The sequence below is a fragment of the Micromonospora sp. RTBAU3-60 genome, assembly GCF_054963695.1.
Genome location: NZ_JBUEGB010000112.1, coordinates 1 through 13,102 on the forward strand (window position 1 = coordinate 1; position 13,102 = coordinate 13,102).

The following is a 13,102-nucleotide window of genomic DNA, read 5'->3' on the forward strand; positions in this document are numbered from 1 at the left end:
GATAGCAGAGTCTCGAGTCTCAGCCAACGGGTGCCAGGCGCCTTCCGCTGCGGATACCGGTCCACGTCGATCCCTCGATGGCGCTCCGGCCACCGACGTAGACGAATTCGACACCGGTGGGCGGCCGGAGTGGCTCGTCGTAGGTGGCATTGTCGCGCACCGTCTGCGGATCGAAGACGACCAGGTCGGCGACCTTGCCGGCAGCGATGGTGCCACGGTCGGGCAGCCCGAAGAACTCAGCGGGCAGGGCGCTCATCCGCCGTACGGCTTCCTCGAGGGTGAGCACCCGCTTCTCCCGGACGAACTCGCCGAGGACCTTGACGAAGGTGCCGGCGACCCGTGGGTGGGGAGCCTTGCCGAATCCGGGAGGTGCCCCGTCTGTGCCGATCATCGTCTGGTCGTGACGCAGGATCGCTTCGAGGTCGCGGTCGTCGATGAGCGAGGCGATCATGTTGGCGACGTTGCCCTCCTCGACGACGACCCTGGCCAGGGCGTCGAATGGCTCGAGGTCGAGCCGCTGGGCGAGTTGGGTGATGGTGCTGTGGTCATACCGGCCGGTGGCGGTGGAGGCGACCCGGATGCCCGCATAGCCGGCTGTGGCGATGTAGGAGTCCCATCCCGCGTTGCGCGGATTGCTGGTCGGGTCGAGGACCTCGCTGGCGATGCGCTGCCGCGTCCGCGGGTCTCTCAGCCGCTCCAGCATCGCGTCGACGCCGCCGTCCAGCACCCACGGCGGCAGGCACGACGAGAGCATCATGGACGACGTGGTGTATGGGTAGGCGTCCTGTCCGATCCGTGTGCCGGCACGCCGTTCGTTGTCGAGGTGGGCGAGGATCTCTCCTGCCGCGCCCCAGTTGCTCCGATCGGCGATCTTCAGGTGGGAGATCTGCACGGGGTGGCCGGAATCCCGGGAGACGCGCACCGCTTCGGCGATGCCGTCCGTGATGCGGCTGCCTTCGTTACGCATGTGCGTGGCGTACACCCGTCCGGCCGGCATCGCCGCCACGAGTTGGCTGATCTGCTCGGGCGTGCCGAACATGCCGGGCACGTAGGCGAGGCCGGTCGACAGGCCGAATGCTCCGGCGTCGCACGCCTCCCGGATGTGGCGGATCATCGTGGCCAGTCCGTCTGGCGACAGGCTCCCACTGCCGGGACCGTGCGCGAGCAAACGGAGATTGCCCTCTCCCACCAGGGCCGCCAGGTTGGTGAGGTAGCCACCCTGGTCCGCCGCGTCGACATAGTCGGCGAAGCTCCGGAAGACGGGGCCGCCGCGTGGGAAGCACTGGGCCAGGAACGCCGTCACCTCCGGTGAACCGTCCGCCGGGGCCAGGGAGAAGCCACAGTTGCCGACGATCTCGGTGGTGACTCCCTGCCGGATCTTCGGCAGGTCACCCGGTGCGTATAGCGGTGCGTTGTCGCTGTGGGAGTGGACGTCGACGAAGCCCGGGGCGATGGCCTTTCCGTCGATCGCGATGACGCGTTTGCCGTCGTGGGAAATCTGTCCGTGGGGGCGGATGTCCACGATGCGGTCCGCACTGACTAGGACGTCCCCCGGAGACGACTTGGCTCCCGTCCCGTCAATGACGGTGCCGCCGGCGAAGAGTATGTAGTCGGACACGGATGAGCCTTCCGGCATTCGGGGTGAGGTGTGGTGTCAGCTGCGGTTGCCGCGGGCGCCCCGGATCCGCGAGGTGACCATCACCAGGAATCCGACGAACAGCATCGCGAATGTCATGAGAACGCCGACCGCGGCGACCTTCGGGCTGACCTCGAACTGGATGTTCTGGTACATGCGAACCTGCAGCGTGACCGTCTGGGCGCTGCCCAGGAACACGCCGAGGACCAGGTCGTCGAAGGCCATCACGAACGCGAACAGCAGCGAGGAGATGGCCGCCGGGAGGATGAGGGGCAGCAGGATGTCCCGGGCGCGGCGTGCCGCGTTGGCGCCGAGGCTGGCGGCGGCGTGTTCGTAGAGCGGGTCGATGTTCCTGATGACCGCCTGCGAGGTGATCATTACGTACGGGAGTCCGAGGATGGTGTACGCCAGGACGAGAGCGGTCGGGGTGCCGAGCAGCCCGCCCCGCGCGAAGAGGAAGAACAGTGCCACCGCGTAGATGATCGGCGGCATGACCAGGGGGGCCATGGACAGCAGGTAGAACAGGACGCCGGCTTTGCGGAGCCGGGTTCTGGCCACTGCGAACGCGCAGAGTACGCCGAGCACCGTGGCGAGCGCCGCGGCGGCTATCGCCACCGTGAGGCTCAGGTACGTCGAGGAAAGCCAGAACTCGTCGGTGAAGTAGTCCTCGAACCACCGCGTCGAGTAGCCGGTGGGCGGGAAGATGAGGAAGTTGGAGCTGTTGAAGGCGAGCATCAGCACGACGAGCTGGGGTCCGACCAGGATGACGATGCCGACGACGGTGACCACTGCGAGGAGCACGTGGCGCAGGTACGAGATTCCTTCGCCGACCAGGCGGCCGGCCCGTCCGAGGAGACCGCCGGCCAGGCGGTTGGCGATCAGATCCGTCATGGCTGCGACGGCGTTCGACACACGTCCGGACACCGGCCGGGAGGTGCTGCCCGCGAGGGTCTGCGGGGAGGTCAGGCCCAGGGGCCGGCGCAGCAGGACCATCAGGATCACGACCCCGATCAGCAGGACCGTGGCCTGGGCGGCGGTGGGTCCGTACTGGTTCTGGGTGTTGATCTGCACGTCGATGCGTTGGGCGATCATCGGTACCGCGGGCCCGCCGAGGAGGGCGGGGGTGGTGTAGAAGCCCAGCGACGAGATGAACACCAGGCTGGCCCCGGCCATGAGGCCGTTCACGGACTGCGGGAGGAAGACGGTGCGCCAGGCAGAGAAGGGTGTGGCCCCCATCGATCGGGCCGCGTCGGTGAGCTTGCGGTCGATGCCGCTCATGGCCGCGTAGATCGGCAGGGTCATCATCGGCAGGAGCACCTGGCTCATGCCGATGACGATGCCGATGTCGTTGAAGACGAGCTGGTGCGGTTCGGAGAAGATGCCCAGCTTGATGAGCCAGTTGTTGACGACGCCGTTGTCGGCCAGCAGCGCCCGCCAGGCGTACGAGCGGACCAGGGTGGAGGTGAAGAAGGGCAGGGAGACGCTGGCCAGCACGGCGGCCGCCAGGTACTTCGGCAGCCGGGTCGCCGCGTAGGCCAGCGGGTAGCCGATCGCGGCGGCCACGACGGTCACCACCAGCGCGATCTTGAGAGTGCGCTCCATGACCGGGATGAAGAGCCCGTCGTGCAGCAGGTCGGTGTACCGCGACAGCGACATCCCGGTGTCGGTGACCAGTGAGTCCACGACCAGCCGGCTGAGTGGCGCGACGAACAGGGCGACGAGAGCGATCAGCGCCGGCAGTGCGAGCCAGAGCACGGCGTCCGGCATCCACGTCGGGCGGCGGATCGTCGAACGTCTGGCCCGCACCGTCGGTGTTGACATCAGCCTGCCAACCACTTCTGCCAGCGGTCGATGGCGATCTCCTCGTTGGTCTTGCCGCCGGCCCCGATGGAGCTCCAGTAGTCGGTGTTCTGCAGGACCGTCTTCTCCACGATGCCCGGCGCGGTGACCAGGAGCTTCTTGCGCTCCTCGGGGATGTGGTCGAAGGCGGCCGGGATGGTCGGCGCGTAGGTGATGAGCTGCGCGAACTCGGCCTGCCGTTCGGGCTTGGAGGCGAACTCGATGAACCGGGTCGCGCCCTCGACGTTGGAGCAGCCCTTGGGGATCGCCCAGTAGTCGATCTGCACCACGGCCTGCTCGAAGGTGCTGGAGATGTTCTTCGCGCCGTCGGCGATCGCGGACTGGATGCGGCCGTTCCAGGCGGCCACCGCGGAGATCTGCTTGTCGACCAGCATCTGGATGGATTCCGCGCCGTTGTCCCAGAACTTCAGCACCTGGGGCTTGACCTCGGACAGCTTGCGCAGCGCCCGGTCCATGTCCAGCGGGTAGAGGTCCTCGGGCTTCACGCCGTCGGCGAGCAGGGCGATCTCCAGGGTGCAGCCGCCGGGGCCGTCGCCGGTACGGAAGGAGCGCTTGCCCTTGACCGCCGCGTCCCACATGTCCGCCCAGCTGGTCAGCTCCCGGCCGGTCAGGGTCTTGTCGTACGCGAGCTGCACGGCGAAGACGATCGCGGGTACCGCGGTCTCCAGCGCGGGGTACGGGGAGAAGGCGTCCTTGAGGCTGGAGTCCTTCCACAGGCTGTAGTCGATCTTCTGCAGCAGCCCGTCCCGGGTCCACGATCCGATGCGGGCCCCGTTGAGGTCCACGACGTCCATGCCGGGTTTGCCGGAGGCGATGGCCGTGCGCAGCTGCGCGGCCGGGGGCGCTGGCGCGGGGATGACCTTGATGCCGGTCTCCTTCTCGAAGGGCTCGAAGAAGGCCTTTCGCTGGGCGGCGCCCCAGGCGCCGCCGCCGTCGAAGACCACGAGCTGCTTCGAGTTCCCGGATCCCCCGTCGCCCTGCCCGTTCGACTTGAGGGCGTCCGGGTTCCCGCCGCAGGCGGAGAGCCCCAGGCCGAGCAGTCCGGCCCCGGCGCCCGCCAGCAGGCCGCGCCGCGAAATTCTTGTCACACCCGGATTCGTCACGGATGAGTCCCTTCCATTACTGGCTGCGAATTGTTTGCGGTGGCGGCGGTGCGGGCTCCGGGGGGACCGGAAGAGACGAACGCACGCAACGCGGCCGGATCCCATTCGAGATGCACGGTCGCCCCCTCCCGCACCCGGATCGCGGGGTCGGAGGAGAGCCCTTGGACCATGAGTTCCTGGTCGCCCACGCGCACGCGGACCGTCGTGGTGGGCCCGGAGAAGACGATCTCGATGACCTGCCCGGACAAACTCGCGGGGCGGTCGTTCCGGCTGAGGCGGATCGCCTCGGGCCGCAGCGCCACCCGGCATTTCTGCCCGGTTTCCGGTCGGACCCCGGTCGGGAACTGCGCGGGATAGCGCCGGTCGCCGAGGGCGACCTGGGTCTGGCCGCCGGCGACGGAGGCCACCGTCGAATCGAGAATGTTGGTACGGCCGAGGAATCCGGCCACGAATTCGGTCGCGGGAGCGTCGTACAGCTCGTGCCCGGGGCCGAACTGCTCGATCCTTCCGTCCCTCAGCAGGGCCACCCGGTCGGACATCACGAGCGCCTCTTCCTGATCATGGGTTACGAAGATCATGGTGAGGCCGAGTTCCTGGTGCAGGCGGCGGATCTCCAGCTGGACCTGTTCGCGAAGCTTCCGGTCCAGGGCACCCAGGGGCTCGTCGAAGAGCACGATCGGGGGCCGGTACACCAGTGCCCGGGCCAGGGCGACGCGCTGCTGCTGCCCGCCGGACAGGGCGGTCGGCCGGCGGTGCGCCAGTCCGGTGAGGTCGACCAGGTCCATCGCGTCGGCGACCGCCTTCGCGCGTTCCGATCTGGACACGCCGCGCACCTTCAGCGCGTAACCGATGTTGTCGGCGACGGTCATGTTGGGAAAGAGCGCGTACCGCTGGAACACGACCCCGAGGTTCCGCTTGTGCGTCGGCAGGCCGGTGATCCGCCGGTCCCCGACGTACACCTCACCGGAATCCGGCTTTTCGAAGCCGGCGATGGCCATAAGCAGGGTGGTCTTCCCCGACCCGGACGGGCCGAGCAGCGACACGAACTCGCCGGGTTCGACGGTGAGCGAGACGTTGTCGACGGCGTGGACGTCGCCGTAGTACTTGGAGAGCCCCTCCACCCGTACGGAGGCTCCGGAGAAGTCGGCCGCGGCTTTCCGGCCGGTGATTCGCTCAGTTCCCACGGCCGCAGACTTTCTCGATGGCCAGCATGTGCATCCGGATCGTGTCGTAGTAGTCGACGAGTTCGACGCGCTCGTCCGGCATGGTGTTGTACTTGCCGCCCGGGCCGCACACGATCCCCTCCATGCCGGCCTTGCTCAGGTGAGCGGCGTCGGACCCGAAGAAACAGCACGGCTTGATGGCCCCGGTCGGTTGGGCGGCGCCCCGGACCGCCTCGTAGGCCGAGTTCATCGTCCGGACGATGCGGGAATCGGCGGGCACCTCGAACGGCGGCATGTCGGGGCGGTCGGTCACCTTCTCCTGCGGGAACACCTCCGCCCGCAGCCCGGGAAACTCCGACTCCAGCCGGTCGAGCTCCCGCCGCAGGTCGGCGAGGACGGACTCGACGCTCTGGCTGGGCGCGTACCGGCCGGTGCCGACGAGGCGTACGAAGTCGGCGATCTGCGGCGGGCGCCACTCCTCCAGGCTCCGGCCCAGCGCACCGTGGATCACCCCGACGTTGCAGCGGTTGACCTCGCGGTGCCGCTCGTCGGCCGCGCCGGAGAAGGTCAGCGCGTTCAGGCGCGGCACCAGCGCACACGCGGCGACGATGGCGTCGACGGACTCCTCACGCTTCGACAGGTGGCGGGTCACCCCGGTCAGCTCGACGGTGAAGTTGAAGGCACCGGCGTGCAGCGTCAGCGCCTGGACGTCGGTCGGCTCACAGTTGATGAAGTAGTCGGCGCGTACCCCGTGCTCGATCATCTTCACGGTGCCGATGCCGCCCTGCAGCTCCCCTACGACGAAGGTGAGGGTCACGTCGGCGGCAGGTCGGAAGCCGCCGCGGATCAGTGCCTCGACGGCGCTGAGGTACGAGGCGCACCCGGCCTTCATGTTCGAGACGCCCAGCCCGTAGATGACCTCGTCGGTGGTGTGCGCCCCCCACGGGTCGACCGTCCAGCCTTCGGTGGCCGGGTTGGTGTCGATGTGGCCGTTGAACAGCAGTGACGCCGCGCCGGGGACGTCCCGACCCGAGCCCTTGAACACGCCGATCGCGTTGTAGCGGCCGGGTGACACCTCGTCGAGCCACGCGTCCAGCCCGAGCTCGGTCATGTAGTCGACCAGCCACTTCGCGAGCTGCACCTCGCCGGGGGTCTCGGTCCGGGAGTCGAAGCGCACCATGCGCTGCAGCAGCGCCAGCGGCCTCGCCACGTCGAGACCGGCCGCCAGGGCGCGCACGGACGGCTCCGCGGAGCGGACGGGTTGCGCGTCGGTCATGAGTCGTACCTGCCTGTCGCCACCGGGACGGTGCCAGCCGACCCTCGGGCGGCCTGGCAAGATTGTTGAACGATAGCAAGGCAGGTCAGGTGAGGGAAGAGTTGATTTTCAGGGCTCTGACGTGGGAATCTGGCCCGACCTGGCGGAGGCGTTCCACGCGACATGGCGCTGCCGTGTTGAGCAAAAGCTGCGCTAACCTGCAGCGCCACGGGCCCGCTCCCGACCCGCTGCCCGTTGGCCGGGAGTCCGACACGAAACCGCCCACACTCGACACACGCAAGGCTGTGCCACATGATTGTTGAACGACTCGTTGGCGATGGGGTGCCATGAGAATGGGTCGCGCGGTCCCGACAGAGCCGTTAAGGAAACCCGGTGGCGACAGCTATTGCACGTGAAGATTCAACGGAGCAGGCATCCGGAGCAAGCCGGGTCGCGGCGGTGCTGCGGCGCCGGATCATGGAAGGCCAGCTGAAGTCCGGCGAGTTCCTGCGCGAGGCGCGGCTCGTCGAGGACCTGTCCGTCTCCCGGAACACGCTGCGCGAGGGCTTCCGGCTGCTGACCCAGGAGCGGCTGGTCGTCTACGAGGCCAACCGGGGCGTACGGGTGCGCAGCCTCGGCCCGGACGATGTCAACGACATCTACCAGATGCGGCGGGTGCTGGAGCTGGGCGCGATCGAGAACGCCGGCCCCGCACTCACCGAGCCCGGGATGTTGGCGCAGGTGGATGCCGCCGTGCGCGACGGATACGCGTACGCCTACCGCGGCATGTGGTCCGCCGTCGGCACCGCGAACATGGAATTCCACGTCGCGATCGTCCGCCTCGCCGGCAGCGAACGGCTGACGGTGGCGGCCGAAAGCCTCCTGGCGGAGCTGCGCCTCGCCTTCGGAGCCGTCGAGGATCTCCAGCCGTTCCACGAGCCCTACCTGGAAACCAACGAACGAATCTCCGATCTGCTGCGCGCCGGCGACACAGGTCAGGCATCCCGAGAGATGGCAGCCTATCTTGAGCGAGCACAGCGCCAACTACTGGCGGCGATCACGCCGTGACAGCGGCGCATCGCACCAGGGTCCCCCACCCCGGCCCCCGGTCACGGCAACCACGACCGGCGGGCCCCGGCGCATGACCGGCACTACCCCGGCCGTGGACCTCAACGCGGACCTGGGCGAGGCGTTCGGCATCTGGCCGATGGGCGACGACGCCTCGCTGATCGACATCGTCACCAGCGCCAACGTCGCCTGCGGCTACCACGCGGGCGACGCCTCGAGCATGCGCCGGGTCTGCGCCATGGCCGCCCGGCGCGGCGTCTGCGTGGGCGCCCAGGTCGGGTACCGGGACCTGGCCGGCTTCGGGCGGCGCTTCATCGACGTCGCCCCCGAGGAACTGACCAACGACGTCCTCTACCAGATCGCCGCCCTCGACGGCATCGCCCGCGCCGAGGGCACCCGGGTCCGCTATGTGAAGCCGCACGGCGCCCTGTACAACGCCATCGTCACCCACGAAGAGCAGGCCGCCGCCGTCGTCGCGGCGGTACGGGCCGTCGACCCCGCGCTCCCGGTCTACGGGCTGCCGGGATCCGCCTGGTTGCGCCAGGCAGCCGACGCCGGCCTCCAACCGGTGGCCGAGGCGTTCGCCGACCGCGCCTACACCAGCGACGGCACCCTGGTCTCCCGCCGGCTGCCGCACGCCGTCCTCCACGGCCCCGACGTCATCGCCGCCCGCGTCGTGCGGATGGTGGTCGAGGGCACCATCGAAGCCGACGACAACACGGTCATCGAGGTCGCCCCCCAGTCGATCTGCGTACACGGCGACACGCCGGCGGCCGTCGCCATCGCCCGTGCCGTACGCCAGGCCCTGGTGGCCGCCGGCGTGACCATCGAGGCCCGCACATGAGCCTGCGAGTCCTGCCGTACGGCGAACGCGCCCTGCTCATCGAGGTCGCCGACCACCACGAAGCGCTGGCGCTGTACGACGACATCCGGCGCGAGCCCCCCGCGGGCGTGGTGGATCTGGTGTCCGCGGCGGCCAGCGTGCTCGTCGTCCTAGAGGACGAGGAGTCCGCCGCCGCGGCCGCACCGACGCTGCGGACCAGAAGCATTCCCCCGGTGGACCGGGCGGTCGGCGACCTGGTCGAGGTGCCCGCCCGCTACGACGGCGCGGACCTGGATGAGGTCGCGGCCAGCCTCGGCATGTCCGTGGAGGAGGTCGTTCGGCGCCACGAAACCACGGAGTACGTCGTCGCCTTCGTGGGCTTCGCCCCGGGATTCGCCTACCTGACCGGCCTGGATCCCGCCCTGCACATGCCCCGACGCGACGTGCCCCGCACCAGAGTCCCCACCGGGTCGATCGCGATCGCCGGCGAGTACACCGCCGTCTACCCACGGGAGTCCCCCGGTGGCTGGCGCCTCCTCGGGCACACCACCCTCGAGATGTGGGACCTGGACCGGGAGCCGCCCGCCCTGCTCCAGCCCGGCATGCGCGTACGCTTCCGGCGCGTGACGCCATGACGGGCGGCACTCTGGAGATCGTCCGGCCCGGCCCGTTGACCACCGTCCAGGACAACGGGCGGCCCGGCCTCGCCCGGCTCGGGGTGAGCCCGTCCGGCGCCTGCGACCGGCCCGCCTACCAGCTCGCGAACCGGCTGGTCGGCAACGCGCCGAACGTGGCCGCCCTGGAAGTGACCCTGGGTGGCCTGGTCGCCCGGTTCAGCCGTTCCTGCTGGGTGGCCGTCACCGGCGCCCCTGCCCCGGTCGTCTCGGCGGGTCGGGCCTGCGCACCGTACGGTCCGGTCTTCGTCCCCGCAGGCGGCGAGCTGAAGATCGGCGTCCCGGCCGCAGGCCTACGCAGTTACCTGGCAGTCCGGGGCGGGATAGCCGTGCCCCCCGTGCTGGGCTCCCGCTCGACCGACACGCTCACCGGAATCGGACCAGCGCCGCTCCAGGCCGGCCAGATCCTGCCGATCGGCGACGCGACCGCAGGCCCGGTAGCCCCGATCGATCTGGTACCGCTGGCTCCCCTTCCGCAGGAGCCAGTGATCGAGATCCAACCCCTGCGTCGGCCCGGCTGGTTCGCCGACAACGCCCTCGACGCGCTGAGAGACAGCTACCGGGTCAGCCCCGACACCAACCGGATCGGGATGCGGCTGCAGGGCAACGTGATCGGACGAGTACGCCAGGACGAACTCCCCAGCGAAGGACTCGTCGCCGGGGCCATCCAGATCCCGCCGTCCGGGCAGCCGGTCATCTTCCTCGCCGACCACCCCGTGACCGGGGGTTACCCCGTCCTTGGCGTCGTCCGCGCGAGATCCCTCCCGCTGCTGGCGCAAGCCAAACCCGGGCAGAGGCTACGGCTGCGCGTCACCTGAACACCCAGCGGTGGTGGTCGATGACCCGCCACCCGGTCGGGTCCAGGCTGCGGCACGAGGCCACCGCGCGATCCTCGGCTGTCTTCACCAACCATCGGCGATCAACGCGGTGGCCGTCCTCATACCATCCTCATGCCCGTGCCACACCCGACGCCGAAGCCAGGTGACCTCGGAATGCTAGGCCCTTGCCGTCTGGGTACGGCAGTTGAGCAGCGCCCCGTCGTCGGTCTGGCACGACGTGAAGGTCACGCTCGTTCCCTCGGGGATGTTCCCCAGGTCCAGGGTGCGACTGGTGTTCGCACCGCTGGTCAACTTGAAGCCGTTCGAGTGCTGGTAGCTGCCCTCCCACCACGTGGCCCCCACGTAGACGCCCCGGCCGTCCGCCCACGAGTCGTACGCGAACAGGTGCTCGCCGTAGGCGTGGAACTCGCCGCCGCCCAGCGCGATGCCGTCCTTCCAGAACATGACCCAGCAGTCCAGGCCGCCGGCGTCGTTGTATGCATTCCGGCAACCAGAGGTGTAGTAGTCGGCGTAGGCGGCGGTGGACGTCGCCCCGACCAGCACGGCAGCCATCGCCGCGACGATGCCCACCCTCGCGCGGTTTCGCATGATCTCTCCTCTGTCCTCTTGCCAGTGTCCAATTGCGGCAGTGACTATTTCATGATCATCGCCTCGGCGGAAGGGTTCCTGGGGCATTCTCGGCCACCTTCGGCAGCCCGGCCTGCCTCAGCTCTGCCTCGGCCCACTGCCAGCTCCGCAGGGCGTTCTTGATACGTCGGTTTTCAGCGCACACCTCGGCGAGCTGGCGGGACTGCTCCCCCAACTCATCGGCGAGCCGGTGCAGCAGGGCTGGCTGGGCGGGTGGGCATCCGGTGGCGTGTGGCCACAGGTTGCGCAGCGGGCCATCTGCTCTTACCGGCCCATCATGCCGCCTGCCCATCCGGATCCGGCACGGCGAGTGTGGGGAACTCGTTGTCGTGGTCGGTGTCGGTGTAGGGAAGGTCGATGAGCCGGTGGCGGCCGGCCCTGCGGCCGGCTATTTGCCACAGCTGCTCGGCCGGGCTGGCATCGGTCGCCGTGCGCAGTTCCACCGTGGTGGTGGCGATGATCGCCGTCAGGCCGATGTCGGTGAGGCGGTGGTGCAGGTTCGTCTCGCGGCGGGCGGAGGGTAGGTGGAACAGGATCGGCCAGGCCCAGGTGCTCATGGCGTACAGCCACTCGTACTTGGCGATCTTCTCGGTGAGGATGTCGAGGCGTTCACGGCCGGTGTCGTACTCGAGGAAGAACGGCACGGACCGTCCGTGCTCGGTCCACACCCCAGCGCCGTCGGGGCGGGGCAGTCCTGTCGGTCGGACGATCATCTGCGGATTGTCGCCTTCACGGTAGAACACCCCCGGGCTGTGAAAGGCGGAGGCGGGCTGCCAGCGATCCAGACTGGTGTTGGGGTGGATACGGGCGTGGGTCGCGAGGTCGATGAAGACCTGGTTGCCGCCGAGCAGGTGCGGCAGGTCCGGCCGCGCGGTCAGGGACTGTTTGCGGCGGCGGGCCTGGTCCCTGCGTGGTGATCCGAGTCCGCGTTGGGCGTGGACGTGGTGGTAGCCGAGTTGGTCCAGGACGTAGTGGTACGGGTAGGAGCCGCCGTCGGGCTTGTTGGGCCGGAACCGGTCTACCGCCCGCAGGACGGTGAGGCGGCGTAGCCGGCGTTGGGCGAAATCGAGGGACGGGAACAAGGCGGTGGCGATCTGGTCGGTGGTGAGGACGCCGTGGTCGTAGAGCCAGCCGAGGAGGCGGTCGTCGCGGGTGGTGATGCTGGCCTGCAGCCGCAGGAGCGGGTCCGCAGCGGGTAGCGGTTTACGCATGGGCGGCCCCTTGGGGGGACACCCCAAACATGGGGTGTGTCTGGAGCAGATCAAGGTCTGTGGGAGTGGGCCTGACCTGGGCTGTCAGTGGCGTTGGGGGGTCGGTTCGGGGGTCAGTATCAAGGCGGACAGGCAAACGGAGACCGACACCGACGCCCACACGGCCTCCCAAACCGCGACAAGGGTGTCGCTGGACGTGTGATGCGGGTCGGTGACGACGCAGCTGGCGCGGGCAGGGGTTGTTGAGCTGGTTCAGCATCTGGTTGCTCCTTCATCAGGGTGCTTGGGCGGGCGGGTGCGTGCACTGGCCGCCCCGTTGTCGCGGGCTGGCGTGCTTTCTGTCAGGACGGGCTGGTGTGCGTGCTGTCAGATCGGGTCAGGTTCTGTCAGACGGCGGGGTTCCTGACAGCCGCGCGGCTGGTCTCCCAGGGGGACGGCTTGGTCTGACAGGAGTCGCCGGTGACGGTTCTGTCAGGCGGTCTTCTGATGTGACGGATCCGGTGCGGGTGGGGTGGCCTCGGCGCGTAGGACACGCAGCAGCGCTGTGGCGGTGGCGTTGGACAGTTGGTGCCCGTCGGCGCGTAGCTGTCGGGCGAGTGAGTTGCGGGACAGCGGCGTCCCGTGGGCGGCGAGGGTGCGGGCGGCGGTCCGGGCGGCCGGGACCAGACCGCTGGTCTCCGGGCCACGGTCCCGGACCGGCATGTCGCTGTCGTGCCGGTCCGGGACCGCCGGGTCCGCCGGAGTGGGGACCGTCGTGGTGGTGGGGTCCCGGACCGCGGCAGTCCTCGCAGGGACCGGCAACCGCGGTCCGGGGACCGGCTCGCGGCTGTCCGGGACCGCGGA

The 13,102-nt window shown here is 69.3% G+C and carries 11 protein-coding genes and 1 pseudogene; 4 read left to right on the top strand and 8 right to left on the bottom strand.

What is annotated here, in order from left to right; all coding sequences use genetic code 11:
• Positions 1-19: 19 nt before the first annotated feature.
• From ACY34I_RS38615 to ACY34I_RS38635, 5 genes are read right to left on the bottom strand one after another with little or no spacing between them, the layout of a single operon-like run.
• Positions 20-1,618: an N-acyl-D-amino-acid deacylase family protein gene (locus ACY34I_RS38615; RefSeq protein WP_462760206.1), complete on the bottom strand. Its 1,599-nt coding sequence runs from the start codon at positions 1,616-1,618 to the stop codon at positions 20-22.
• A 36-nt stretch (positions 1,619-1,654) separates the two neighbouring features.
• Complete coding sequence (locus ACY34I_RS38620; RefSeq protein WP_462760208.1) at positions 1,655-3,457, bottom strand: ABC transporter permease subunit; 1,803 nt, start codon at positions 3,455-3,457, stop codon at positions 1,655-1,657.
• Positions 3,457-4,584 carry an ABC transporter substrate-binding protein gene (locus tag ACY34I_RS38625; protein ID WP_462760210.1) on the bottom strand — a complete coding sequence of 376 codons (1,128 nt, stop codon included), beginning with the start codon at positions 4,582-4,584 and terminating at the stop codon, positions 3,457-3,459. The genes ACY34I_RS38620 and ACY34I_RS38625 overlap by 1 nt, the downstream gene beginning before the upstream one ends.
• An 11-nt stretch (positions 4,585-4,595) precedes the next feature.
• A complete protein-coding gene (locus ACY34I_RS38630; protein WP_462760212.1) occupies positions 4,596-5,783 on the bottom strand; it encodes an ABC transporter ATP-binding protein in 1,188 nt (395 codons plus the stop codon).
• Positions 5,773-7,038, bottom strand: a complete 1,266-nt coding sequence (locus ACY34I_RS38635) for a M20 family metallopeptidase (protein WP_462760214.1) — start codon at positions 7,036-7,038, stop codon at positions 5,773-5,775. Before ACY34I_RS38635 ends, ACY34I_RS38630 begins: the two co-directional genes overlap by 11 nt.
• Before the next feature lie 372 nt (positions 7,039-7,410).
• Between ACY34I_RS38635 and ACY34I_RS38640 the strand changes: the two genes are divergently transcribed.
• The 4 genes from ACY34I_RS38640 (at position 7,411) to ACY34I_RS38655 (ending at position 10,400) form a co-directional block, all read left to right on the top strand.
• Positions 7,411-8,085, top strand: a complete 675-nt coding sequence (locus ACY34I_RS38640; RefSeq protein ID WP_462760216.1) for a GntR family transcriptional regulator — start codon at positions 7,411-7,413, stop codon at positions 8,083-8,085.
• A 94-nt stretch (positions 8,086-8,179) separates the two neighbouring features.
• Complete coding sequence (locus ACY34I_RS38645; protein ID WP_462760226.1) at positions 8,180-8,929, top strand: LamB/YcsF family protein; 750 nt, start codon at positions 8,180-8,182, stop codon at positions 8,927-8,929.
• Positions 8,926-9,543, top strand: coding sequence for a 5-oxoprolinase subunit B family protein (locus ACY34I_RS38650; protein WP_462760218.1), 618 nt, complete (start codon positions 8,926-8,928; stop codon positions 9,541-9,543). Before ACY34I_RS38645 ends, ACY34I_RS38650 begins: the two co-directional genes overlap by 4 nt.
• Positions 9,540-10,400, top strand: coding sequence for a 5-oxoprolinase subunit C family protein (locus ACY34I_RS38655; RefSeq protein ID WP_462760220.1), 861 nt, complete (start codon positions 9,540-9,542; stop codon positions 10,398-10,400). The genes ACY34I_RS38650 and ACY34I_RS38655 overlap by 4 nt, the downstream gene beginning before the upstream one ends.
• A 177-nt stretch (positions 10,401-10,577) precedes the next feature.
• On the opposite strand, the gene ACY34I_RS38660 is transcribed toward ACY34I_RS38655, so the two are convergent.
• The 3 genes and pseudogenes from ACY34I_RS38660 to ACY34I_RS38670 all read right to left on the bottom strand — a co-directional run.
• The gene (locus ACY34I_RS38660) at positions 10,578-11,009 is read right to left on the bottom strand and encodes a hypothetical protein (RefSeq protein WP_462760222.1); all 432 of its coding nucleotides are present in this window, start codon (positions 11,007-11,009) and stop codon (positions 10,578-10,580) included.
• A 314-nt stretch (positions 11,010-11,323) separates the two neighbouring features.
• Positions 11,324-12,259 carry a replication-relaxation family protein gene (locus tag ACY34I_RS38665; RefSeq protein ID WP_462760224.1) on the bottom strand — a complete coding sequence of 312 codons (936 nt, stop codon included), beginning with the start codon at positions 12,257-12,259 and terminating at the stop codon, positions 11,324-11,326.
• A 471-nt stretch (positions 12,260-12,730) separates the two neighbouring features.
• Positions 12,731-13,102: pseudogene (locus ACY34I_RS38670) on the bottom strand (DUF2637 domain-containing protein); the annotation flags it as partial.